The following is a 22,702-nucleotide window of genomic DNA, read 5'->3' on the forward strand; positions in this document are numbered from 1 at the left end:
TTCGTTAAGCTTCTACAGCTGTTTTGAGAGCATCTACCTTGTCCAATTTTTCCCATGGAAGATCGATGTCCGTACGTCCCATGTGACCATAGGCCGCTGTTTGACGATAGATAGGACGTTTAAGATCAAGCATTTGAATGATACCTGCTGGACGCAAGTCAAAGAGATCGCGGACAGCAGCTTCAAGTTTGCTTTCAGCAACTGTCGCCGTTCCGAAAGTATCAACACGGACAGACACAGGGTTAGCAACACCGATAGCATAAGCCAATTGTACTTCTGCTTTCTTAGCAAGACCAGCAGCTACGATATTTTTGGCAATGTAGCGAGCTGCATATGAAGCTGAACGGTCAACCTTAGTGGCATCCTTACCAGAGAAGGCACCACCACCATGTCTTGAGTAACCACCATAAGTATCAACAATGATCTTACGACCAGTCAAACCAGAGTCTCCTTGAGGTCCTCCGATAACAAAACGACCTGTTGGGTTGATAAAGAATTTAGTCTCATCATCCAAGTATTCGGCTGGAATAACTGCCTTAATGACTTTTTCAATAACGTCTTGACGAATTTGGTCGTTAGTCGCTTCAGGATCGTGTTGTGTTGAAATAACAACTGTATCAACGCGTACTGGTTGGTCATTCTCATCATACTCAACGGTAACCTGAGATTTAGCATCTGGACGAAGGTATGAAATCTCACCAGATTTACGCAAATCTGCCAATTTTTTAACCAATTTATGTGAGAGGCTAACTGGAAGTGGCATAAACTCTGGAGTTTCGTCAATAGCAAAACCAAACATCAAACCTTGGTCACCAGCTCCGATAAGATCAAGTGGATCTTGATCACCAGTTCCACGAACTTCAAGTGCTTCATTGACACCTTGAGCAATATCTGGAGATTGTTCAATCAATGATGGGTGAACCCCAACAGATTCTGCCGCAAAGCCGTATTCTGCATTGTTATAACCAATTTCAGCGATAGTATCACGAACCACACGGTTAATATCTACATAAGCTGTTGTAGAAACTTCACCGAAAACATGGACAGAACCAGTGTAGACAGCTGTTTCTGCTGCAACGTGTGCATCTGGATCCTCTGCTAAAATCGCATCAAGAATGGCATCTGAAATTTGGTCTGCAATTTTATCTGGATGCCCCTCAGATACTGATTCAGACGTGAAAAGTTTACGTTCTGACATATAAAATGTCCCCCTTTTAATATGAAAAATAGTATTAGACAGCACGGATTTAACCGTCTCCTAATAGGTAAAACGCTATACTCCTAATGGAGCTAGACGCCGTTAAAAAGTTACAAAGAACCAACAGCCAACTCTAGAATGACTGTTGCCTTATCGGGACTTAATAACTACCTTCCATTATATCATGTTTTTTCAGTCTAGTCATATAGTTATTTATTATCAAGCCTTATCAATAAGTTATAGTGAGCATTTTGCCATCATTTGTATTATACTTAGGATATGAAAACTTATGAACACGTTTATGACATCTTATCGAAGAGTCCTGACTTTGTGACGGGAGAGAGCTTGGCTAAAAGCCTTGGTGTCTCACGGACAGCCATTTGGAAGGCAATTCAAACACTTCAAGAACAAGGAATTGACATTACAAGTGTCCGCAAGAAAGGCTACTATTTAGAAAAGGGAGATATTCTTCTTCCTCAAGACATCTCTAAGCAACTCAACATTCCAGTCTACTTTAATCCAGATTCTAACTCTACCCAACTAGATGCTAAACATGGCATGGAAAAGAATAATCCGACGCCTGCACTTTACCTGGCATCAAGTCAAAAGGCAGCCAAAGGACGATTTGAACGTCACTTCTTTGCCAGTCCACAAGGTGGTATCTATATGAGTATCCACTTAAAGCCCAACTGTCATTTTGAGGAGTTACCACCTTATACGATGATGGCGGCAGCTGCTATTGTCAAAGCTATCCAGCGTCTAACTGGCATCAATACAGAAATCAAATGGGTTAATGACATCTACCTCAACAACAAAAAAATGGCTGGTATCCTTACCGAAGCCATTAGTTCTATCGAATCTGGTCGCATCACAGATGTCATTATCGGGGTTGGGCTTAACTTCTCAATCAGTGATTTTCCTGAAGAGTTAGCTAATAAAGCTACTAGTCTTTTTACTTCTGAAAAACCAAGCATTACTCGAAACCAGCTCATTTCAGAAATTTGGAGACTCTTTTTAACCATTCCTACTAGCGATTTGGTCAAGGTCTATAAAGAAAAGTCCCTCGTTTTAGACAAACAAGTGACCTTTGAACAAGCTGGAAAGACTTATACTGGTGTTGCCAAGGAAATTGGCGATAAGGGCCAACTTCTCGTTCTTACTGATGATGGTCGGGAAAAATGGTTGACCGCTGGCGAAGTGAGCCTTACTTCTTGGTAGACTTGTCGGCTGCACGCGCAATGCGTGAAACAACGTAGGTTGTCCAAAGACGACGAAACAGTAAATACCCAAAAAAGGCTGTAAAAAAGTAATAGCCGTGTTGTAAACTGTAATTAAAACAAACCGTTTCAAAAATAGTTTCAAGCGTTATAAACAAAATTTGTTGAATCATAAGATTATTATATCAATAGATAGAGCCTAGGACAAGCAGTCTAGGCTCTTTTCATTTTTACACGGATGGACCTTCCAATTATTAGCTTCAGAAATCTATCAAATTACACTTGACTATCTCGCCATCTAACTTACTGGGATTGGACCTAAAAAGGTCCACTGAACAGCCTCGCTTTTGGCTTTCTTGGCTCGGACCTAAAAAGGTCCACTGGACCTTTTTAGTCCTCTATTTCTACTACATCAGAGAGAAAGTCGAGTTCTTGAGGGATATACTCTTCGCGATCTTCTTTTTCCAATTCTTCTTTGGATTTGAGACTTCGTGCAAATTCTGTTCGGAGTTTTTCAAATTCTGCTTTTGGAACAGCCATAATATTAGGTGAGAAACCGGCAGCTGAACTCATGATATTGCCAAACATATCATTGAGATCACTGCGTTTCATGACCTGTTCAGCATTAAAAGCGGCATTAAATGCCAGGATAGCATTTTCCTGATTGGCCAGTACAGGCTCGGAGCCATTCAAAAGTGCCCTATTTTGTGGGCTAATAGAATCCAAGATTTCAGGCCAAGTTGCCTTTAGGGCATCCAGACACTGGCGTGATTTCTGCGGATTTTCCATGGTTTCACGCATAATAGTAAGAATCTTTTCACGATCCACCTTGTACTGATAAGCAGGTTTGGCTTTTCGAGTTGGTGCTACTTCTCCTTGGGCTTTGCCCTCTTTAAGAGCTTTACGTAGACCTTCTACCTCGCGACGAAGACTATCTAACTCTTCTTGCAAATTCCCCGGAATTTCTTGTGAAGCCTGAGTATGAGTCTCTGACAATTTTATAGTCAGCTTTTCCGCATAGATTTTAGGATGTGTTCCAGTTTTAATTTCTGGCAAGGCACTTGTAACCAAGTCAATCAATTGGAAAAGTCGGTCTTGCTCCAGAGAAAGATTCTCTTCAAAAAGGGGACTATGGTGACTGTTCTCTCCGCCCGCTTTGACAATCAAAAGATCACGGAAATACTCCAAGAGATCCGTCGCAAAACGGCTCATAGACTTGCCATTATCAAAAAGAGTTTCAAGATTTGATAAAGCTTGCGTAGTCTCTTGATTGCGAACGTTAGCGACAAAACTGTCTAGGGCTGTTAAACCAATAGAACCTGTGATTTCTTCAGCTACGGCTTGGCTGACATGATTGTCCGGAGACAGACTCAGTGCTTGGTCTAAGATTGACAAAGCATCACGCATACCACCTTCCGCACGACGAGCAATAATGGTCAAAGCCTCATCATCAAAGGTTAATCCTTCTTTTTCCAGAATTGAAGCCAAATGTTCTTTAATAGCTCCCTGCTTGATCGATTTAAACTCAAAACGTTGAACACGAGAGAGGATGGTTGCTGGAATCTTATGTAATTCAGTGGTCGCCAGGATAAAGACCACATTTTCAGTTGGTTCTTCCAAAGTCTTCAAAAGAGCATTGAAGGCACCTGTCGAAAGCATGTGAACCTCGTCGATAATATAGACCTTGTAAGTCGCACGACTTGGAGCATAGGTCGACTTATCACGAATCTCACGAATCTCATCCACACCGTTGTTGGAAGCCGCATCAATCTCGATAACATCTTCGAGACTTCCGTTAGTAATATCGCGACAAATATCGCAGTGATTACAAGGCTCACCATCAACTTGATTAGGACAGTTCATAGCCTTGGCAAAGATTTTCGCCGCACTGGTTTTACCGGTACCACGTGGCCCAGAAAAGAGATAGGCATGGCTGATTTTCCCTGACTCTACCGCCTGTCTGAGCGTGGTTGAAATCACTTTTTGACCAACCATTTCACCAAAGGTCTGACTACGGTATTTACGATATAAGGCTTGATACATTAGTTTACCTCAAACATTCCAAATGTAAGCTCGGTTTTCTCGAGTAGAATTTTGATAAACGCTTCCAGATAATCTTGGTCTACGTCGTTATAGTCTCCTACTTGGTGAGAATCCAAATCGAGAACACCAACTAATTTGCCATCTTTGACCATTGGTACAACAATTTCACTTCGAGCAGCGGAATCACAAGCAATGTAATTGGCGTGTTTGGTGACATCTTCGACAATTAGGGTTCTATTTTCTGCTGCAGACTGGCCACAAACACCCTTACCTAGGGCAATTCGAACACAAGAAACATTACCTTGGAAAGGGCCAAGGATTAACTCATTCTTGACATTATCCATCAGGTAGAAGCCTGTGAACACAGAATTTGGTAGGGTTGTATTCAAGAGAGCTGAGGCATTAGAAAAGTTGGCCATAGCATTGTCTTCATTGGCAAAAAGCACCTTAGCCTGTGCTAGCATTAATTCATAGGCTGATTTTTTTTCTTCGTTAGTCATAACTACCATTATAGCAAAGATAGGTTCTTAAAACTAAGATTGACCTACCTTTTCTCCTTCCCTTTCATTTAAAAATAATTCAAGATCTTGAACGACATTTTTAGGATATTCTGGACTAGAAATCTGATAAAACTTAACAGTCATTCGATTTCTGAACCAGGTTAATTGACGTTTAGCAAATCGACGCGTATTTTGCTTGAGTTTTTCCAAGGCTTCGTCCAAGCTCTGGTTCCCAGCAAAATAAGGAAACAACTCCTTGTAGCCTATACCACGAGCTGACTGGGCATTAGGATAATTTTCGTACAGCCACATGGCCTCTTCCAAGAGACCATGTTCAACCATCTTGTCTACTCGTGTATTGATGCGGTCATAGATCAAGGAACGTTTATCATCTAATCCGATAAGAAAGGGATCATAAGTCGTCTCAGTATTTTCAAGATTCTCCGAAAAACGATGAAGTTCAAGTGCTCTAATGGCACGACGACGGTTAATCTCTTTAATCTCAATACCTAAGCGATCAATTTTTTCAAAAAGTTCCTGATCAGATAATTGCTCTAATTCCGAGCGATAGGCTAAAACCTGCTCCTGATCTACCTGTCCCCCTAGGTGATACCCTTCTAGGAGACTTTGTAAATAGAGACCTGTTCCTCCTACTATAATAGGCAGCTTGCCACGACTAACAATGTCAGAAATGGCAACCTCTGCCTCTATCACAAAATCATAGGCTGAATAGGACTCATCAACATCGCGAACATCAATCAGATGATGCACTGCTGCTGCCTGCTCTTCAGGAGTGGCCTTGGCGGTTCCTATATTCAATTGTCGGTAAACCTGCTGGCTATCTCCTGAAATAATTTCGCCATTAAAACGCTTGGCCAATTCAATTCCAAGCGCTGTTTTTCCTACAGCAGTAGGACCAGCTACTACAATAAGTTTGGTTTTCATAATGTTTTCACTTGCTATTCTAGATATTTTTTTAGATAATATAAGCATATTATAACATATACGGAGGATAGTCTCATGGCTAAAAAACATTCATTTGCTAAAGGTCTTGCTACTGGCGTTCTTGGAACTGCTGCTACCGTTGCAGGTGCCGTTTTCGCAGTTAAAAAGACAATTATCGAACCAGAAGAAAAGAAATTGGCTTTCATCGAAGAAAATCGTAAAAAAGCAGCTCGCCGTCGTGTAAGTCGCTAATAATGAGAACCAGGGAAACCTGGTTTTTTACTGTTATTTTTAACTCTTCATCTATGACTAGGAACAGAGCCAAATTGAAAAGAAAAGAAAAGAAAAGAAAAGAAAAGAAAAAATATAATATCATTACATTTGTGAACTGCACCCCAAAAGTTAGACAGAAAAAAATTAACTTTTGAGGTGTTTTTCTTATGAAATTAACTTATGGGGACAATGTTCTGGTCTATGAATTTAGAAATCAAGAAAAAATTAGACGAACTTTCAAATAAATTTGGAATAATCGTTTACAAACATAGGTACATACTTAAATTGATTAATCGTTACGAAATAGAGAGCATCAAAAAAGGAAAGAATCATTGATACCTTGGTTTGGTTGTTAACCTAGTCGATTGTTTTAGTAGTTGTAATTGCGAAACCTTGATCAACAACTTCAACTTCTGCTTCTGGAGTATTGCCAGATTGCAAATCTGACTCTTCTGGAGTTGTACCGAAAACGGTAGAACCCAATGAACCATTTGGCACCAAAGTCAAATGACCATCTGAATAGAATTCGCCAATTGCTCCTTTGTCATTTCGATATTGTTATCTTGTTCCATAATTTCCTCCCACCTAGTCCCCTAGTTGTACACCGTCAGAGCCACGAATGAGGTAGCTATCCCCTTCTAGTCTCATCTGAAATACTACGTTACAAGCCACGCTAGTATTGTTTATTTAGGGCTTAAATTAGCCCTATGCGCTGACGAGGTATCGAACCCCAAAGCCCTTTGGCTAGCACGGCTATCAGCGCATAAGAAAAAGCCGTATTGCTACGACTTCAATTATTTATTAAGCATACCTTACTTCGACGTTTTCCATCAATTTTGGCAGTGTAACGCCGTCCAGTTTCAGTTCTATGAGCTCATCAAACGACTTTACGATTATCTCCTTGCCATCGTAAACAACAACTATGTTATTTTCTGATTCAGGAAGAATGCTAACAGTTTTACCATCAACTTCAAAATCTGCATCCCAAAGATATTCGCAAAGTTGTTTTAATTCCTTTAGGTTTTGACTATAAGACATCGCCATTCTCACTCCTCTCTTCATCAGTTAACTTCCTGGTTGTTCTCTTCTTGGCTTTTGATTTACTAGGTTCGTGGTAATCAATATCGTGAGCGTATTCCCTGTTTTTTCAAAATGAATGTTTATCTGGTTATCTGTGATTCGTGAAGTGAATATCCTTATACCTCATACCATCATAGTTATAGAAAGAACACCCAAGAATATCACCGTTCTAAGCATTGTGTTGAATCACCTTTCTCGCCTCCCCGACAGGGTGCGGAGTTCCATTGATTACTTCATCCACTTGTACAATACCATTTTCATTAATTTTATGCAATTTCTCTTTGTCCAAATACACTTCAGCAACTGCACAATGACAATATGGGGGCATAGGCGGGGCATTTAGTCCGCTATCAATCTTGTCAATTGGAACAGGTTCCTTCTCGGTATCACGGCCAACCTGTTTACAATAATCGCAAGCTCTTGAATCTGGCATGAGTTTGAAATACTCAAAACCGTTTTCTTTCATAATATCTTTCTGCGCCAAAGTTTGAACTCTAGCATGTTCCGTGATACCTAAACGCTCTGCATTAGTACGGAGCACATCCATGTGTTTTCTAATGCGTCTCGCAATCGTTAAGCCGTTATTTCCACGAATTAAAGCCCTCGTTACCTCAGTTCTAACAAGTTGCCGTAGCTGAGCATTTCTACCCCAGATACGCTCCGACCATTTAGCGCCTTCGAAATTAGCGTTAACAGCCGTCGTCATGTACCTTTCAAGTGTTTTCTTGTTAGGCACCGTCTGATCAAGCAGGCTTCCTCTTACAATTTCGCTCTTATAGCCATTCATCAGATAATCGTTAGTTAATTGACGTTCGCCTTCAGATAAAACCAATAGTTCGAGTTCTAACTCTTGGATAAGAAGCTCTTGACGACCAACAGACATAGAAAAGTTGTAGTCTCGAAGCTCCTTGTTTGCCTCTGGACTAAAATCTTTGTCAGCTACATACTGTTTAGCTTATAGGTAAAACTGGCATACGTTTCGCCGAATGTTTAGGTTTGACGGTGGATGATGTTGATCACGATGCAGGCATGGTGTCCATCAATAAAACATGGGACTATAAAAATGATTCTGGTTTCATGCCTACAAAAACAAAAAGCAGTATTAGAGAAATACCGCTTAATGATGATTTTATAAAATTCGTTGACCACTTACCACCAACCAAGGATGGCAGGCTACTACCTCCTTATCAAATAATGGCATAAATAAAACCCTACGGAAAATCGTAGGGCGTGAGGTACGTGTCCACTCCTTAAGTCATACTTATACTAGTTACTTAATTGCCCACGATATCGATTTGATTTCTGTATCTCAAGTTTTAGGGCACGAAAATCTAAACATCACACTGGAAGTCTACGCCCACCAATTACAAGAGCAAAAGTCTCGTAACGACGAAAAGATAAAACAAATTGGGGCAAATTGGGGGCAAATTGGGGGCAAAATAGCTTTAAAACCGCATGCTTAAAGGCTTAAAAATGTCCCCTGCCGGAATCGAACCAGCAACGACTCCTTAGGAGGGAGTTGTTATATCCATTTAACTAAGAGGACTTATGAAAAAATCTGCCACGAGGACAGATTTTTTATGTGAAATCTGTAAATTATTTACGGATTTCTTTGATACGTGCAGCTTTACCTTGCAAAGCACGCAAGTAGTAAAGTTTAGCACGGCGGACTTTACCGTAGCGTACAACTTCAATCTTTTCAACACGTGGAGTGTGGATTGGGAAAGTACGTTCTACACCGATACCGCTTGAAATTTTACGAACTGTGTACATTTCTGAGATCCCTTGACCTTTGCGTGAAATAACTACACCTTCAAAGATCTGGATACGTTCGCGAGTTCCTTCGACAACTTTCGCGTGAACGCGAACAGTGTCACCAGGACGGAATGATGGGATGTCAGTACGAAGTTGACCTTCTGTCAAACTTTGGATCAATGGATTCATTTTTATATACTCCTATCTTACTAATCTTAAGAGCAACCTCTGTGTCTCAGCGGATTAGCCGTTATTTTTGTGTGTCCATTACACACTCTTAGTATCTTATCAAAAAATTATCAGGATGTCTAGTATATTATTGCATTTCTAGCATTTTTTGTTGCCCATAAATGCTCGTCTTATGATTGATGAGATAAGCAAAAGCCATGACAATCGCATAAGGGAGTGCATTAGCGGGACCAAAGACTTCAACGCCAATGAAAATAGGCGCTAAAAGGGTATTGGTACTGCTACCAAAGACAGACAGATAGCCTAGACCTGCTACAAGTGGAATTGGAAGGCCTAGAACTGGTGCTAAAACAGCACCAAGACTTGCTCCGATGGCAAACAAAGGAGTTACTTCCCCTCCTTGGAAACCAAGAGATAAGGTAAAGACGGTAAGGAGCAATTTCAAGAGCCAATCCAATGGATAAATGGTACCACCACCAACACTTAAAGCAATCAAATTCGTTCCAAGACCTGTATAGCGTCCCTTCCACAAAATCAAAAGAAGACAGGTTAAGACGACACTTCCTAATAGAACACGATAATAGGGATTTGGGAGCAGACTTGCCACTTTCTTTTTAGCTACTGATAAAAGATAAGCAAAGAGATTTCCTGCTACACCAAAGACCAGACCTAAAAGAGCTAATTTAACAAAGGTCTCAAGGTCAATAGTCAAACTATCGGATACAAAGTGGCTAAATTTTTCAAGACCTAAAAGATGGCTTGTAGTACTAGCCACAAAAGATGCAATAAGAGTTGGTACTAAAATTGGAAGGCTTAACTGTCCTAGGGTCAAGACCTCAAGAGCAAAGAAGGTCGCAGCGATTGGTGTTTGGAAGAGCCCTCCAAAACCAGCTGCCATCCCCATGGTCAAGAAAATGCGTGAAGCATTAGGGATCTTAAAATAGCGACTAAAAGCATGGGAAACTGTGGCTCCGAGCTGAACAGCAACTCCCTCACGACCTGCAGATCCCCCGAACAGGTGGTCAGCCATGTGGTCACAGTCACAAGTGGAATTAACCTTAGGGGGACTTGATCCTCCTCATTATGTCCTACCTTGAAAATCAAGCCCATTCCCTGTGCTGCCTTACCAGCAAGCTTTTGATAAAGGTAAACTATCAAAAGGCCTGCTAAAGGAAGTGCTGGAACCAGATAAAAGATATGCTGGTCACGATATTCCGAGAGTCCTATAAGCACGCGCCCAAAAACAGCATCAATCAGTCCAACCAGCACCCCTAACAAGATTGCATAAAGACTTAACATTACTAAATGTAAGTAAGAAAGACCTTGACTATCACTTAATTGTTTTACTTTCATTCTAGATGCCTACTTTTTTCCAGCTTACTTGCTTGATAAATACGTGAATGCTTCATAATATCCGCAAAACTTGCGACGATAGCTTCTTTATATTCGGAATTAAGGACACTAGCGCCTACCTTGTCTAACAGAGCCTGCTCTCGTTCGGGATCATAAATCGCCTTTCCGGTGCGTTGTTTATAAGCACTTACTCGAGTTACCAATTTCATACGTTCTTCCAACAAAGCCACAATCTCATTATCAACGGTGTCAATTTGTTGGCGAATCTCATTTAAGTCCATACTGACCTCCTTTTTTCTCTTCATTATAACAAAAATGACCTGAGGACAAAAGAGCCTCAAGCCATTGAATTGCTTATAAAAAGAGTTTTCTTACCTGACTGATATTACTTTCATTAACAACCAAATATAAGGTTGCTCCTGCTTTTAGACGTGTGTCTCCATGAACAACCTCAGACTGGTCTTGAAAAATCTGAGTGGAAATCAAAACCCCGTCAGGTAAGGTTAAATCCTTAACCAATCGACCAGCTAAACTATCTGTAACTGGTAAATCAATCATCGTCGGTATATTATCAACTTGTTTTGGTTCGTGGGCAATCAGATTGTGAAGCATGGCTTCATAGACGGGTTCTCCTCCCATGAAATCCATGACGAGATAGGCAATCAGGGTCACAACTCCGATTGTCATCAATTGGTGAAGGTCACCCACCATCTCAGTCACTAAAATCATCGCAGTTAGCGGTGCCTTGGATACCGCACCAAAATAACCAGCCATACCAAGAATGATAAAAATAGGGAACTGACTGACTTGTAAGAATCCTAGATTTTCAAAAGCTGCCGCAAAGACGCTACCAGAAAGAGCACCTAAAGTCAAAATCGGCAAGAAAATCCCACCAGGAAAACCTGAACCAAAGGACAACATACTCCAAATAAATCGAATAGCCAAATAGAGGATGGCCACAGTTAGAGCAGGATGTAAACCATTTAGGGCAAGAATCAATTCATTCCCACCACCTAAAAGATATGGAAAATAGAGGCCTATAGGAATGATAAACAGAACTGCCAGAAGGCCATGAAAATGAGATGGCAAGTGGAAGATTTTCCCTAACCCTTGGTAGACCTTACCAATACGTAAGACAACCCACTCATAACCGTATCCAAGCACACCTAGAAAAATCCCCAAGACAATAAGAATCCAATAATCTTTCAAAGGAAATACGGGTAATTTTTCTGTCATAGCAAGAACCGGTACCTGGCCAAAGATGCGTAGGGAAACAGCATTAGCTACTAAAGATGCCGTTAAAGCTGTCACCCAAACATGACGAGAGAAGTGATGATAGATTTCTTCGACGACAAACAAAAGACCAGCAATTGGCGCATTGAAGGCAGCAGATAACCCTGCTGCTGCTCCTGCAGCAATCAAAACACGCTTCTCACGCGCAGAGAGCTTAAGTCCCTCGGCTAATCCCTTAGCAGTCATGGCACCTAGTTGAATACTAGGTCCCTCACGTCCCAACATCAGTCCCATTGAAATCCCAAGGACTCCACCTAGGAACTTACGCCATAATACTGACCACCAAGACGGATGTAAGAGACCCATCAGTTCCCCTTCAACGTGAGGAATACCTGAGCCCTTGATGTCTTTTTCCTGTTTAATAAGGTAACCAATAAAAAGGGCAATCAAGAGATTAACAAGTACAATTCCCAGAATCAGAAGTGGATTCCGAAGGGCGTCTTCGTAAATAGCTACAGAAAATGCGGCCCCTTTGGCAATTAACCAACGAAAAAGACTGACCACTGCTCCTGCTGTCACCCCCACTAAAAGCCCTCGCCAAACGGACCAAAGGAGATGTTGAGATTGCGTCCTAAAATCTCTTTCTATTTCATTCATAAAAACTCCATTTCTGACTACAATAAAAGCAGACTTTACTCTGCTTTTTTCTTATGCTAATGCTTCTGAAACTTTTTCAGCGAAAGCTTCAAGGTTTTCGATATCTTCATCTTCAGCAGAAAGGTCAACCTTGACGCTATCAGCACCTTTAGTCGCCCCTGTGAATGTGAATTGATTTTCAAACTCATCCACTGAATGACAGAAATAATCGTAGAAGGTATCTCCTGAACCTACAACACCAAAGATTTTACCTGACAAGTCGAGGTCAGCCAAATCTTCGTAAAAGTCAACGATTTCATCTGGCAGCTCACCATCACCATAAGTGTAAGTCGCTACGATACAGATGTCCGCATCTTCAAAATCAGCGGCATCAACCGTTGTACACTCGTCTACATCTACAGTGTGACCTAATTCTTCCAATTTTTTGGCAACGATATCTGCGATTTCTTCCGTGTTACCGGTCATACTGGCATAAACGATTTTTGCTAAAGCCATAATGTCCTCCAAAATAATAAATTAGCTATATTATATCATATTTCTTCAGAAAATAAATGACCTAATAACTCAAAAAAACTGCCCATCAGGACAGTTTTAGATTCTTTTAACAAGTGACTTGGCGTCTAAACATATAGAACTTTCTGTAGATAAAATGATATAGTCCCTTTAATAAATTCAGAGCGAGCCATAGCCAAGACTTTTTGCTGTGAGAAAAGTGCCTAATGTTAAATAACTTTAGGCACTCGGAAGTTTTGAGACACTAGGCTCAAAACTTAGCTATGGAATTCCGAAGGAAGTCGCTAACGTCCGTACTCACCTAAGAAAAGTCTAAAAAGAAGAATTCATTTCAATTTAAAACTGCCCATCAGGACAGTTTTAGATTTTGTAGGAGTTCAAAGTGTCGATAGACTAGCCATAAGCCAAGACCAACTATCAGAATGAGAAGCACTGCTCTCATGAGACCTCTCAGAAAAGTCAAGAGCCAAGTAAGAAGCATAGAGGTGATTAGCCAACTCCAACCAGAGGCTCCGTATAGGGTTTGAATACTCTGTATAGAATGACTGGTCAGCGTTTTTACCCAATTGGGAATATAAATCCAAATACCATCACCTGATAGTCCCAAACGATTGGCAATCATGGTTCCTGTTGTTTGCAACCAAGTAAAGACCCCAGCATTGAAAAGAAAAAGGAAGGTTTGCATGGGGTAACGTCTAGCAAGGCGTTTCAAATAGCGCATGACACCCCTCCTTAATTTGCATAGAGAGCATGGACCGTATCAATATCCACCTGTTGAATCCCGTAATAAGATCCTGCTGATTGCATAACGGATGTCTTAGAGTCATCATGGTCTAAGCCAATGGCATGTCCCAATTCGTGTTCAGCCGTATTCACAATACGCTTGTGAGTATAACCAAAATCACTATTCAAGAGGAAATAACGGTTCAACTTCACATCCACATGAGTAATGCGATTGGTCAAAACATTGGTTTGAGTGTCTGCTAAACCTGCTGCCTGTGAATTCGCATCGGAATAGTCAGTCGCAACAATGTCAGCCGTTGAGGCATCATCAGTTAATGTAAAGATGAAAGCACCCGTGTTATTCCAGTTAGTAATAGCTTCCTTATAAGCTGCTACCAAGGTTTCATCTGTAGATTGTATATAGATGCTTGCTGTATTTTGCGCCCATCTAGCTCCATTAGACTCAGGAATAGTATCTGTCGTTGATAGGTTAGAGACAACTTTCTCAACGTCACTAGTACTGGTACCACTAAAACCTAGCTCTACTTGATGAAAGGCTTGGTTAATGTTTGTGGCTAAGGTACTTGAAGAATTATTGGCATAGTAGACGAGTCCATAACCAATAAGGGCTAGGACTAGGGCAAGTTTAAATATAGCCCAAATAAGATTCCAAATAAATTGTAAAAGAAGTTTGGGAATATAGAAGATTACTCTGAATAATTTTTTCATTATTGAGCCTCCTTTTCGAAACTTCCCCTAGTATATCAAGCTCTAATAGTTCTGACAAGCAAAAAATATCACTTTAAGCTTTTATCATCTCTTTGATAAGATGTTACAAACTTGACCTATTAAGACAAACGTTCTTCTTTAACGTAATCAATAGGTAACCATTCTAAGTAGGCTTCTAGTTGTTTTTCCCAGTAATACCACTCATGTCTTCCATGGTCTGTTCGGTAGTCAATGTCTAAACCAAGGGCCTTCAAATCAGCAACTGCCTTATCTTGAGAATCAAAAAGGAAATCCTCAAGGCCACACCAGGCAAAGAATTTGGTTTTCTTGTCATGTTGTTTGGCTAGGTTAACCAATTTGTGCTGCTCAATGTCTTTCCCTTCCAAATCGCCAAAGACACCTTGCCAGTATTCCTTGGACTCACTCGTTTCATCTGTAATCATCTCTACTGATAATCCAAGGGCACCAGAGAAGGAACCCGCACAAGCAAAGTTATTTGTCGTTAAGGCTAGTTTGAAAGAACCATAGCCACCCATAGAAAGTCCAGCGATAAAGGTCTTTTCACGCTTCTTAGTCATACTAGGGAAGAAACGTTGCATGACTTGAGGAAGCTCCTTAGCAATGGCATCGTAATACTTAACCCCGTAATTGGTATTTGTATACCAGCCATTTTCAGAGTTAGGCATAATAACAATGAGATTAGTCTTACGAAGGAGACGCTGAATATTGGTACGGAAGGCCCAAGAATTATGATTGCCCCCCATGCCATGAAGGAGATAGAGAACTGGGATGTCCGTATCACTTTCCGTTTCAGCAATCTGATCACGATCTGGATAGATGACATCCACTTGGCGGTATTGTCCTAGAACATCTGATGAGTATTCAATTTGAAAAAAAGCCATTTGTTTTTCCTTTCTTAATGTTAGAAAAGCTGGGACACCCCCAGCTTTTGATTTTAGAACAAAGTCTTGTTAAAACTTTCCTCAATGTCTATGGTGCAAGCAACACGCTCACACTCTTATGTTTTAGTCAGTTATTAGCGGACTTCCATGACAACTGGAAGGATAGCTGGGCGACGTTTGGTTTGGTCGAAGAGGAACTTAGCCACATCGTCTCGGACAGCACCTTTAAGTTCACCCCAGTCGAAGCTGTCTCCTGCCAAGTAATTTTCAACGGTAGCATTGACAATGTCAGCAGCCTCACGGAGAATGTCACGGCTCTTCTTCACATAAACGAACCCACGTGTATTCACACGCGCTTTAGAGACAATCTTACGTTCCTTCTTGTTAACAGTGATAGCTACGATAAAGATACCATCTTCAGACAAGACCTTACGGTCACGAAGGACGATATTACCCACATCGCCAATGGCATTACCGTCAATCATAACATCACCAGCTGGGACAGCTCCTTCATGAAGGAAACCTTGGTCCTCTGATAGGTGCATGATGTCACCGCGTTTTACGATATAAATATTTTCTGGAAGAATACCAACTTCCAAGGCTAACTCTGCATGTGCTTGAAGGTCACGGTACTCACCTTGGACAGGGAAGAGATACTGTGGACGAAGGAGGTTAATCATCAATTGAAGTTCGCGAGCATTGGCATGTCCAGATACACGAAGGCTCTGCGTAATCATCTTAACAGTTCCACCAGCTTTATAGATAGCATTGTTGACACGTGCCACTACGGCTTCCTTAGCAATGCTTGGAGTTGTAACGATATAAACCAAATCTCCATCCTTGATTTGAACGTAACGGTGACGACCAACAGCCATCTTTTGAAGGCCGTCGATTGGTTCACCCATACGACCATTTTCAAGGATAATTAACTCGTGGTCTTCGAACTTGTTCATGTCTTTTGGTTTAACAATAAGTTTTTCATGCTCCACAGTCAATTTTTTGAGACGAATGGCTGTGCGGACAATATTTTCTACGTCAAAACCAGTAAGAACAACACGACGTCCGTGATCAGCAGCTGAATCAAAGACTTGTTGAATACGTACCAAGTTTGAGGCAACTGCAGCAACAATAACACGTCCTTCTGCATCAGCAATTACTTGGTCAATTTCTTGGCCAACTTCTGCTTCAGAAGCTGTTTGATCAGTACTTGTCGCATTTGCTGAGTCTGACAAGAGGGCCAAAACACCTTCACGTCCGATTTCTGCCAAACGACCTAAATCAGTTTTGTAGTAAGGACGGGCAGCTTGGTCAAACTTGAAGTCACCAGTATAGACAATATTGCCTTGGTCAGTGCCAAGAACAATCCCCATTGATTCTGGAATAGAGTGAGTTGTCTTGAAGAATGAAACCTCAGCATCCTCAAATTCAATTTCAGTCTCTGCGTCAATAACATGGAAATTGTTGAATTTCTTAACGCCAGCATTCTTCACAAACAGTTTAGCTAACTCGATTGTAAGTGATGATCCAAAGACTGGTGCTTTGACTTCTTGCAAGATATAAGGTAGGGCACCAATGGCATCGGCGTGTCCGTGAGTTAAGAAAATCCCTTGGATACGATCTCTATTTTCAATCAAGTAATCTAAGTTAGGGATGACAAAGTCAACACCTAGTTGTTCATTTTCAGGATACTTTAGACCAGCATCCAAGATAAAGATAGAGTCGTTAATCTCAACAATATAGAGGTTCTTAGCATTTTCACGTACTCCACCTAGGGCAATAATTTTAATATCGCTCATGCTTGTTTTTCTCCTTTTTAGTTTGACTCTCTTCTAGAGCCTATTTTTACAGACGGTCCAAGAAGCTGAACGTTCGTGCGAACAGTCTCCTTGTCGATTTACAGGCCACAACAAAAAGTTGCATACCCTTTAAGTATACAACTTTTTGGCTTATTTTACAATTTAGAGTCAGACTAGGCTTACTCAAACATAGCGTAATAGTCTGTGATATCCAATTGGCCTTTTTCTTCCTTGGTAAGGTCTTTAATGATTTGACCATCCTTCATAACGATAAGACGATTTCCATATTTTAGGGCATCTTCCATGTGATGGGTAATCATCAAAGCTGTTAGATGGTCACCTGTTACAAACTCATCAGTCAACTCCATGAGGGCTACACTGGTCTTAGGATCCAGAGCTGCAGTGTGCTCGTCTAAGAGCAAGAGCTCAGGACGTTTAAGTGTCGCCATCAAAAGACTGAGAGCCTGACGCTGACCACCTGAAAGGAGACCTGCTGGTGTATCTAAGTGCTTTTCTAAACCATTACTGATACATTCAATCAGACCTTGAAATTCCTCTGTGTAGAGATGAATTTGGCGTGATTTAAGCCCTCGTTTTTCGCCACGGTATTTGGCAATCAAGAGGTTTTCTGCAACAGTCATACGAGGAGCCGTCCCCATTTTAGGATCTTGGAAGACTCGTGAGAGGTATTTGGCACGCTTCTCAGCAGGGAGAGCCGTAACATCTTCACCCATGATGAAAATCTGACCACTGGTCAACATGAGAGTCCCTGCAATGACATTGAAGAGGGTTGATTTTCCGGCACCATTTCCACCAAGAATGGTAATAAAGTCACCTTCTCTAATGGTAAGATTAACATGGTCCAGAATGGTTTTTTCGGTGTCAAAACCGTTATTGACCTTAACAGTCGCATCTTTGAGTTCTACAATAGCTGTCATCGTGATAAGGTCACCCCCTTAAAGAATTTTCGACGTAGGACAGGCGAAATTAAGCAAATAGCCAAAACAATCGCACTAAAGAGTTTGAGGTAGTTTGTGTTAAAACCAAGAGCAATAACCGCTGTCAAAAGGAACTGATAGAGGATTGAACCAATACAGATGGCAATCAAACGTTCCAACAGAGTCAAGTTAGTCGCATAAAGGACCTCACCAATGATAATGCTGGCAAGACCAATGACGATAACCCCAATCCCTTTAGAAACGTCTGCATAACCATCCTGTTGGCTAATCAGGGCTCCAGAGAGGGCAATAATACCGTTTGAGATAACAAGCCCCATCACTTCCATATTGTCTGTGTTGATACCAAATGATTTGGCCATGTCTCTATTATCACCTGTGGCAATATAAGCTTGACCTAGGCGCGTGTTAAGAAAGGCAATCAAGGCCGTGATAACAATGGTTACCGCAATGAGACCAACAATCAAGAGGTTGTAGTCCTTGCTGAAAGGAAGCAAATCTTGAATAGTCTTAATATCAAGAAGTCCTAGGTTGGCTCTCCCCATAATCATAAGCATGACTGAGTTAAGAGAGGTCATGACCAAAATCCCTGCCAAAATAGTAGGAATCTCTCCCTTAGTATAGAGGAGACCAGTCACAAGTCCGGCACCACAGCCGGCCAAAACGGCAACCAAGGTTGCCAAGATAGGGTTCCAACCAAAGTTCATAAGGGTTACTGCTACTGCCCCACCAAGAGGGAAGGAACCTTCTGTTGTCAAATCAGGAAAATCCAAGATACGGAAAGTCATGTAAATCCCAAGACCTAGGATTCCGTATAGAAGCCCCTGATAAATAGATGAAATAATCATAAGTCCTCCTTATTTATCAGCTTTAACAGCGATGTCTGACTGTTTAAGCACATCGTCAGGGATGGTGATGTTGAGGTCTTGAGCAACTTTAAGGTTAAGCGTTGGTGTGCCATCATCGATAACATCTACAGGAACATCCTTAACTTTCTTACCTTTAAGAACCTTAACTGCACTACGAGCTGTAGCCTTTCCAAGTTCATATTGGCTTTGAGCAACTGAAGCCAAACCGCCCTCTTTCACCATCGTATCAACTGTCGTATAAACTGGAATCTTAGCCTGGTTGGCTGATGAGATTACTGTTGAAAAGGCCGAGGCAATCGTATTATCTTGAGGCGTCCAGATGGCATCTACCTTACCAGTCATGACTGACATGGTTGTATTGATTTCATTAGTTGATGGGACGGCGTACTCGACCACATTCAGACCATCTTTTTCAGCGTACTTCTTAAAGCTTTCAACCTGTGATTTGGAATTGTCCTCGCTTGAAGCGTAGAGAATACCAATCGTTTTGGCATTTGGTGTCAGTGATTTGACCAATTCTACTGTCTGCTTAATCGGCACTTGGTTTGAGGTACCAGTAACATTGCCTTCTGGATGCTTGAGATTCTTAACCAATTTTGCCCCAACAGGGTCTGAGATAGCCCCCATAATGACTGGAATATCCTTGGTAGCTGCCGCTAGCCCCTGTGCTGCTGGTGTGGCAATACCGATAACAACATCGTTCTTGTCATTAACCAATTGTTTAGACATGGTTTGAATTTTAGACTGGTCTCCTTCGGCATTTAGGAGGGTGATTTTAACCTTGTCCCCCTTATAACCAGCTTCCTTAAGGCCATCCTCAATTCCCTTCTCAATTTGATCCAGGGCGTCGTGAGTCACGAACTGGAGGATCCCTACTTTGACGACCTTATTGGCATCTTGGTGTTCTTTTTTGAAAAGATCTGTACCAATAGAACCGAGCGTCAAGATAGCTAAGAAAATCAAAGTCCAAATTAAACGCTTGTTTTTCATATGTGTCTCCTTCTATAAATTCTTCCTTTCTATTGTAAGTCATTTTCAGTCAATTAGCAATATTCTTAATTTATAAAAATTACCCTGATTAAAGAAAAAGAACCAGAACACGATGTCTGATTCTTTTCCCTTATTATTACTGATATTGTGCCAAGTCTAGCTTCATAATATAAAAGTAAAGATCACCATATTGCCCTTTGAAGCCAATATCATGTCCGTTTATTGTCACCTTAGTGACTGGCGTTGAATCTGGTAAGGCAATCCAGCAAGCTTGCTGGGCTCTGACAAATTCATTGTAATCTTCAAAGGAAGTGTGTTTTTCTTGCTTGGCAGTATTTAAATAAGTGACTTCAATCATCGAGGGACCTCCTTATAATCCTTTACCTAAGGTCTAGATTACGCTTCCTAGAGAGCAAAGTCAATCATGACGACTTAAAAAACAGCAGACAAATAATAGAAGGTCACTTAATGCCAGATCATGTTCATACGCTAGTAAGTATACCACCACGAATGAGTGTAGCTAGTTTTATGGGATATTTAAAAGGTAAAAGTGCATTAATGATGTTTGATAAAAATACCAATTTAAAATATAAATTTGGAAACAAACATTTTGGGGCAGAAGGTTTTTATGTAAGTACGATAGGACTTAATGAAGCCACAATTAAGAAATATATCTAGGAACTAGTGAAGTATGATACCGCATTGAACAATTAAGTGTGAAAGAATATAAAAATCCCTTCAGTGATAACGGTAAGTAATGCGTCTGCCTCTTTGAGAAGCTTATGACGAATAAAAGAAATAAAGGCTTGAACAAAGTGAAAGACTTCGTCTTAAGACGCTGGTTAGTATTATGGACTTATAGCCCTTAATCAAACTACTCGTGAATTAAACTGCACCCCAAAAATTAGACAGAGAAAATCTAACTTTTGAGGTATTTTTATTACTTGAATATACAATATAAGATAACAATAAATTGCAAGAATAAGTGCAACATTTACTCAAACTCATCCTCTAGAGCTTCACAAGCAGTTCTGTAAGCTAAACATTTTCGCGGTCTGTGATTGATATCATATAAGGCTTTGTTCAAAGCCTCCTCAGAGATAGCGGCTAAATCTGTTTTCTTTGGGAAATATTCTCTTAGTAAGCCATTTGCATTTTCATTGCTTCCTCTCTGCCAGGATGAATAGGCGTCCGCAAAGAAAAAGGGAATTCCTAAGTTCTCTACCAGAGGATAGCAGGCAAACTCTTTTCCCCTGTCTGAAGTGAAGGTTTTAAGAGCCTCTTTTGGAAATAGCTTACAAAGTTGTTCGATGGCTGAAAACATGGATTTGGCTGTTCTGTCTGGTATCTTGAAAGCTAAGTAAAAGCGCGTTTTTCGCTCCAGAAAGGTCGCTAAACAACCCTTGCTTTTGGCCTCTGGAAGACACCACAGTATCAAGCTCCCAGTGGCCAAAAGTCTCACGATTCCTGACCTCTTTAGGACGTTTGGCAATTGATGTGCCAATCCTAAATGTCCCACGTGTTTCTTTGGGTTGTCGAGTCTTTCCTTTACGACGCAGGACGCTTAAATCTAGATCAATCAAACCAGCGTAGAGCCAGTTATAGATGGTTTTGAAAGCTACCATTGGCTTTTGTTCAAGCTGATAGCGGCCACAAATCTGTTCAGGCGACCAGGAGGATTTTAATCCGTTCTCAATTTCCTTTTTCAACTTTGGTGTCAAACAAGGCTTCCGACCTTTTTGCTTATCCTGTGGTCGTACTGTTCCTGTACTAAGGCTGCGGGATAACCATTTTGGCATCGTCTTAATTCTCTTGAAATGGTAGACTTATGGACGCCAAGTTTACTTGCAATTTGGCAAGGTTTCAAACCTAATTCTAAGTAGGTTTCTATCTTTATTCGGTGGGTTATGGTAAGATGGGAGTAGCTCATAGTTTTTCCTCGGGTTCTGTTTGTGTGGTTACTTACAGTTTACACCAATGAAAGGCTATGAGTTTTTTTGTTGCACTATATTTTACAATTTATCTAACAAAAAACATCGATTGATGGCTTCTTCAGTGGGATCCCTATCCGGTCCTCTCTAGATATTAGCTTTTCGTTACCCACTACAGTTGACAGAGAGCCTAATAAGTCTTATTGTGCGGTCAAGAAAACCTCTCCAATACTTGAAGAGGTTCGTTACTATGCTCAAGAATTGCTTCGTCTTTCTGAACGCAGACAGGCTGTCTTAAACGACATGGTAGCTCTAGCTCAGCCTTTACCAGAGTATGACATCTTACGGTCAATTCCTGGTATCGCAGAAACCACAGCGACATCTATCATTGGCGAATTGCGAGATATTCGTCGCTTTAAGTCTGCTAATCAAATCAACGCTTTTATCGGTATTGATCTCAAACACTATGAATCGGGAGATTTCCTAGGTCAAGAGCATATCACGAAGCGTGGGAATCCTTATGCAAGAAAAATTCTGTACAAATGTATTCACAATATCGCTGCAGCTAGCCATACCAATCCTTGCCATATCGCAGATTTCTAAAAGACAATCGCAGACAACTTCAACCAAGCCACACACGATTGCCTCTATACATCGCCTTATTAGGACAATATATTATCTTAAAATGCATAATAAACTTTACGACTATACTTTAGCCCAAAGTCATTAAAGTCGTCTATGCCTTATAATTCTAACACCTTGTTCCAAAAAATGCCAGATAAGGTGTCGTTTTTTTATGCTCAAATGTCAGAAAAAACGGCTTGAACTATTCCTCAAACATTCCCTTCAT

24 protein-coding genes, 1 tRNA gene and 5 pseudogenes are annotated in these 22,702 nt (G+C 40.9%); 7 read left to right on the forward strand and 23 right to left on the reverse strand.

Annotated elements, in window-relative coordinates; translation table 11 throughout:
- Positions 1 to 4: 4 nt before the first annotated feature.
- Complete coding sequence (gene metK, locus V471_RS08425; protein ID WP_070655716.1) at positions 5 to 1,198, reverse strand: methionine adenosyltransferase; 1,194 nt, start codon at positions 1,196 to 1,198, stop codon at positions 5 to 7.
- Positions 1,199 to 1,477: 279 nt separating this feature from the next.
- Between metK and birA the strand changes: the two genes are divergently transcribed.
- Complete coding sequence (gene birA / locus V471_RS08430; RefSeq protein ID WP_013990695.1) at positions 1,478 to 2,416, forward strand: bifunctional biotin--[acetyl-CoA-carboxylase] ligase/biotin operon repressor BirA; 939 nt, start codon at positions 1,478 to 1,480, stop codon at positions 2,414 to 2,416.
- On the opposite strand, the gene V471_RS08435 is transcribed toward birA, so the two are convergent.
- The 4 genes from V471_RS08435 to miaA all read right to left on the reverse strand — a co-directional run bounded on the left by V471_RS08435 (position 2,403) and on the right by miaA (position 5,903).
- Positions 2,403 to 2,588: a DUF3272 family protein gene (locus V471_RS08435; RefSeq protein ID WP_002883500.1), complete on the reverse strand. Its 186-nt coding sequence runs from the start codon at positions 2,586 to 2,588 to the stop codon at positions 2,403 to 2,405. The two genes, birA and V471_RS08435, sit on opposite strands and share 14 nt — an antisense overlap.
- 217 nt (positions 2,589 to 2,805) lie before the next feature.
- Positions 2,806 to 4,458, reverse strand: a complete 1,653-nt coding sequence (dnaX, locus tag V471_RS08440) for a DNA polymerase III subunit gamma/tau (RefSeq protein WP_084871401.1) — start codon at positions 4,456 to 4,458, stop codon at positions 2,806 to 2,808.
- Complete coding sequence (locus tag V471_RS08445) at positions 4,458 to 4,958, reverse strand: GAF domain-containing protein (protein ID WP_282098161.1); 501 nt, start codon at positions 4,956 to 4,958, stop codon at positions 4,458 to 4,460. The genes dnaX and V471_RS08445 overlap by 1 nt, the downstream gene beginning before the upstream one ends.
- A 33-nt stretch (positions 4,959 to 4,991) precedes the next feature.
- Positions 4,992 to 5,903 (reverse strand): tRNA (adenosine(37)-N6)-dimethylallyltransferase MiaA, encoded by a 912-nt coding sequence (gene miaA / locus V471_RS08450; protein ID WP_013990698.1) that lies wholly within the window; start codon positions 5,901 to 5,903, stop codon positions 4,992 to 4,994.
- A gap of 75 nt (positions 5,904 to 5,978) precedes the next feature.
- Between miaA and V471_RS08455 the strand changes: the two genes are divergently transcribed.
- Together V471_RS08455 and V471_RS11240 are read left to right on the forward strand one after the other, a co-directional pair.
- The gene (locus V471_RS08455) at positions 5,979 to 6,155 is read left to right on the forward strand and encodes a DUF3042 family protein (RefSeq protein WP_003092510.1); all 177 of its coding nucleotides are present in this window, start codon (positions 5,979 to 5,981) and stop codon (positions 6,153 to 6,155) included.
- Positions 6,156 to 6,343: 188 nt separating this feature from the next.
- Positions 6,344 to 6,506, forward strand: a pseudogene (locus V471_RS11240) (IS3 family transposase); the annotation flags it as partial.
- 27 nt (positions 6,507 to 6,533) lie between these two features.
- Here V471_RS11240 and V471_RS08460 read toward each other — a convergent pair.
- The 3 genes from V471_RS08460 to V471_RS08470 form a co-directional block, all read right to left on the reverse strand.
- Positions 6,534 to 6,674, reverse strand: a complete 141-nt coding sequence (locus V471_RS08460) for a hypothetical protein (RefSeq protein WP_013990699.1) — start codon at positions 6,672 to 6,674, stop codon at positions 6,534 to 6,536.
- Positions 6,675 to 6,977: 303 nt separating this feature from the next.
- Positions 6,978 to 7,220 (reverse strand): hypothetical protein, encoded by a 243-nt coding sequence (locus V471_RS08465; protein WP_013990700.1) that lies wholly within the window; start codon positions 7,218 to 7,220, stop codon positions 6,978 to 6,980.
- Between the two features lie 205 nt (positions 7,221 to 7,425).
- Positions 7,426 to 8,139, reverse strand: coding sequence for a phage minor head protein (locus V471_RS08470; RefSeq protein WP_014633218.1), 714 nt, complete (start codon positions 8,137 to 8,139; stop codon positions 7,426 to 7,428).
- 119 nt (positions 8,140 to 8,258) lie between these two features.
- Here V471_RS08470 and V471_RS11245 point away from each other — a divergent pair, with 119 nt between their 5' ends.
- Entirely contained in the window at positions 8,259 to 8,459 is a 201-nt protein-coding gene (locus tag V471_RS11245) for a site-specific integrase (protein WP_228382819.1), read from the forward strand.
- 17 nt (positions 8,460 to 8,476) lie between these two features.
- Positions 8,477 to 8,719, forward strand: a complete 243-nt coding sequence (locus tag V471_RS11250) for a tyrosine-type recombinase/integrase (RefSeq protein WP_231910695.1) — start codon at positions 8,477 to 8,479, stop codon at positions 8,717 to 8,719.
- 11 nt (positions 8,720 to 8,730) lie between these two features.
- On the opposite strand, the gene V471_RS08480 is transcribed toward V471_RS11250, so the two are convergent.
- The 14 genes and pseudogenes from V471_RS08480 to V471_RS08545 form a co-directional block, all read right to left on the reverse strand.
- A tRNA-Arg gene (locus V471_RS08480) sits at positions 8,731 to 8,802 on the reverse strand.
- 50 nt (positions 8,803 to 8,852) lie between these two features.
- Positions 8,853 to 9,200, reverse strand: coding sequence for a 50S ribosomal protein L19 (gene rplS / locus V471_RS08485; protein ID WP_002883489.1), 348 nt, complete (start codon positions 9,198 to 9,200; stop codon positions 8,853 to 8,855).
- 127 nt (positions 9,201 to 9,327) lie between these two features.
- Positions 9,328 to 10,553, reverse strand: a pseudogene (locus V471_RS08490) (voltage-gated chloride channel family protein).
- On the reverse strand, positions 10,550 to 10,834 hold the full coding sequence (locus V471_RS08495; RefSeq protein WP_037600189.1) for a chorismate mutase: 285 nt from the start codon (positions 10,832 to 10,834) through the stop codon (positions 10,550 to 10,552). Before V471_RS08495 ends, V471_RS08490 begins: the two are co-directional and overlap by 4 nt.
- Before the next feature lie 73 nt (positions 10,835 to 10,907).
- A complete protein-coding gene (locus V471_RS08500) occupies positions 10,908 to 12,443 on the reverse strand; it encodes a ClC family H(+)/Cl(-) exchange transporter (RefSeq protein ID WP_084871402.1) in 1,536 nt (511 codons plus the stop codon).
- A gap of 51 nt (positions 12,444 to 12,494) precedes the next feature.
- Positions 12,495 to 12,938, reverse strand: coding sequence for a flavodoxin (locus V471_RS08505; RefSeq protein ID WP_002883520.1), 444 nt, complete (start codon positions 12,936 to 12,938; stop codon positions 12,495 to 12,497).
- A gap of 367 nt (positions 12,939 to 13,305) precedes the next feature.
- Positions 13,306 to 13,677, reverse strand: coding sequence for a hypothetical protein (locus V471_RS08510; RefSeq protein ID WP_061652392.1), 372 nt, complete (start codon positions 13,675 to 13,677; stop codon positions 13,306 to 13,308).
- 11 nt (positions 13,678 to 13,688) lie between these two features.
- A complete protein-coding gene (locus V471_RS08515; protein WP_004182633.1) occupies positions 13,689 to 14,408 on the reverse strand; it encodes a matrixin family metalloprotease in 720 nt (239 codons plus the stop codon).
- A gap of 119 nt (positions 14,409 to 14,527) precedes the next feature.
- Positions 14,528 to 15,310, reverse strand: coding sequence for an alpha/beta hydrolase (locus tag V471_RS08520; RefSeq protein ID WP_037611699.1), 783 nt, complete (start codon positions 15,308 to 15,310; stop codon positions 14,528 to 14,530).
- Positions 15,311 to 15,444: 134 nt separating this feature from the next.
- Positions 15,445 to 17,106, reverse strand: coding sequence for a ribonuclease J (locus V471_RS08525; RefSeq protein ID WP_084871403.1), 1,662 nt, complete (start codon positions 17,104 to 17,106; stop codon positions 15,445 to 15,447).
- Between the two features lie 179 nt (positions 17,107 to 17,285).
- The gene (locus V471_RS08530) at positions 17,286 to 18,044 is read right to left on the reverse strand and encodes an ABC transporter ATP-binding protein (protein ID WP_084871404.1); all 759 of its coding nucleotides are present in this window, start codon (positions 18,042 to 18,044) and stop codon (positions 17,286 to 17,288) included.
- Positions 18,041 to 18,910 carry an ABC transporter permease gene (locus V471_RS08535; RefSeq protein WP_002883493.1) on the reverse strand — a complete coding sequence of 290 codons (870 nt, stop codon included), beginning with the start codon at positions 18,908 to 18,910 and terminating at the stop codon, positions 18,041 to 18,043. The genes V471_RS08530 and V471_RS08535 overlap by 4 nt, the downstream gene beginning before the upstream one ends.
- Before the next feature lie 9 nt (positions 18,911 to 18,919).
- Positions 18,920 to 19,921, reverse strand: a complete 1,002-nt coding sequence (gene trpX / locus V471_RS08540) for a tryptophan ABC transporter substrate-binding protein (protein WP_004182637.1) — start codon at positions 19,919 to 19,921, stop codon at positions 18,920 to 18,922.
- Between the two features lie 136 nt (positions 19,922 to 20,057).
- Positions 20,058 to 20,279: a DUF4649 family protein gene (locus tag V471_RS08545; protein ID WP_014634335.1), complete on the reverse strand. Its 222-nt coding sequence runs from the start codon at positions 20,277 to 20,279 to the stop codon at positions 20,058 to 20,060.
- Between the two features lie 89 nt (positions 20,280 to 20,368).
- Here V471_RS08545 and tnpA point away from each other — a divergent pair.
- Positions 20,369 to 20,679 (forward strand): annotated as a pseudogene (gene tnpA, locus V471_RS08550) (IS200/IS605 family transposase); the annotation flags it as partial.
- A 236-nt stretch (positions 20,680 to 20,915) separates the two neighbouring features.
- Here the strand turns inward: tnpA and V471_RS08555 are convergent.
- Positions 20,916 to 21,851 (reverse strand): annotated as a pseudogene (locus V471_RS08555) (IS30 family transposase).
- A 193-nt stretch (positions 21,852 to 22,044) separates the two neighbouring features.
- On the opposite strand from V471_RS08555, the pseudogene V471_RS08560 reads away from it, so the two are divergent.
- A pseudogene (locus tag V471_RS08560) lies at positions 22,045 to 22,582 on the forward strand (transposase); the annotation flags it as partial.
- Between the last annotated feature and the right edge of the window lie 120 nt (positions 22,583 to 22,702).

This window comes from Streptococcus salivarius, assembly GCF_002094975.1.
In the GTDB taxonomy this organism is placed as follows: domain Bacteria; phylum Bacillota; class Bacilli; order Lactobacillales; family Streptococcaceae; genus Streptococcus; species Streptococcus salivarius_D.

What these genes read in the sequence shown, in the direction of transcription:
- V471_RS08525 (WP_084871403.1), bottom strand. Translation starts at nt 17,106, where the DNA reads ATGAGCGATATTAAAATTATTGCCCTAGGTGGAGTACGTGAAAATGCT.
- miaA (WP_013990698.1), bottom strand. Translation starts at nt 5,903, where the DNA reads ATGAAAACCAAACTTATTGTAGTAGCTGGTCCTACTGCTGTAGGAAAA.
- V471_RS08535 (WP_002883493.1), bottom strand. Translation starts at nt 18,910, where the DNA reads ATGATTATTTCATCTATTTATCAGGGGCTTCTATACGGAATCCTAGGT.
- V471_RS08435 (WP_002883500.1), bottom strand. Translation starts at nt 2,588, where the DNA reads ATGATTCAACAAATTTTGTTTATAACGCTTGAAACTATTTTTGAAACG.
- trpX (WP_004182637.1), bottom strand. Translation starts at nt 19,921, where the DNA reads ATGAAAAACAAGCGTTTAATTTGGACTTTGATTTTCTTAGCTATCTTG.
- V471_RS08495 (WP_037600189.1), bottom strand. Translation starts at nt 10,834, where the DNA reads ATGGACTTAAATGAGATTCGCCAACAAATTGACACCGTTGATAATGAG.
- V471_RS08505 (WP_002883520.1), bottom strand. Translation starts at nt 12,938, where the DNA reads ATGGCTTTAGCAAAAATCGTTTATGCCAGTATGACCGGTAACACGGAA.
- V471_RS08520 (WP_037611699.1), bottom strand. Translation starts at nt 15,310, where the DNA reads ATGGCTTTTTTTCAAATTGAATACTCATCAGATGTTCTAGGACAATAC.
- V471_RS08470 (WP_014633218.1), bottom strand. Translation starts at nt 8,139, where the DNA reads ATGTCTGTTGGTCGTCAAGAGCTTCTTATCCAAGAGTTAGAACTCGAA.
- V471_RS08545 (WP_014634335.1), bottom strand. Translation starts at nt 20,279, where the DNA reads ATGATTGAAGTCACTTATTTAAATACTGCCAAGCAAGAAAAACACACT.
- V471_RS08515 (WP_004182633.1), bottom strand. Translation starts at nt 14,408, where the DNA reads ATGAAAAAATTATTCAGAGTAATCTTCTATATTCCCAAACTTCTTTTA.
- V471_RS08445 (WP_282098161.1), bottom strand. Translation starts at nt 4,958, where the DNA reads ATGACTAACGAAGAAAAAAAATCAGCCTATGAATTAATGCTAGCACAG.
- V471_RS08500 (WP_084871402.1), bottom strand. Translation starts at nt 12,443, where the DNA reads ATGAATGAAATAGAAAGAGATTTTAGGACGCAATCTCAACATCTCCTT.
- birA (WP_013990695.1), top strand. Translation starts at nt 1,478, where the DNA reads ATGAAAACTTATGAACACGTTTATGACATCTTATCGAAGAGTCCTGAC.
- metK (WP_070655716.1), bottom strand. Translation starts at nt 1,198, where the DNA reads ATGTCAGAACGTAAACTTTTCACGTCTGAATCAGTATCTGAGGGGCAT.
- V471_RS08530 (WP_084871404.1), bottom strand. Translation starts at nt 18,044, where the DNA reads ATGACAGCTATTGTAGAACTCAAAGATGCGACTGTTAAGGTCAATAAC.
- V471_RS08510 (WP_061652392.1), bottom strand. Translation starts at nt 13,677, where the DNA reads ATGCGCTATTTGAAACGCCTTGCTAGACGTTACCCCATGCAAACCTTC.
- V471_RS08455 (WP_003092510.1), top strand. Translation starts at nt 5,979, where the DNA reads ATGGCTAAAAAACATTCATTTGCTAAAGGTCTTGCTACTGGCGTTCTT.
- dnaX (WP_084871401.1), bottom strand. Translation starts at nt 4,458, where the DNA reads ATGTATCAAGCCTTATATCGTAAATACCGTAGTCAGACCTTTGGTGAA.
- rplS (WP_002883489.1), bottom strand. Translation starts at nt 9,200, where the DNA reads ATGAATCCATTGATCCAAAGTTTGACAGAAGGTCAACTTCGTACTGAC.
- V471_RS08465 (WP_013990700.1), bottom strand. Translation starts at nt 7,220, where the DNA reads ATGGCGATGTCTTATAGTCAAAACCTAAAGGAATTAAAACAACTTTGC.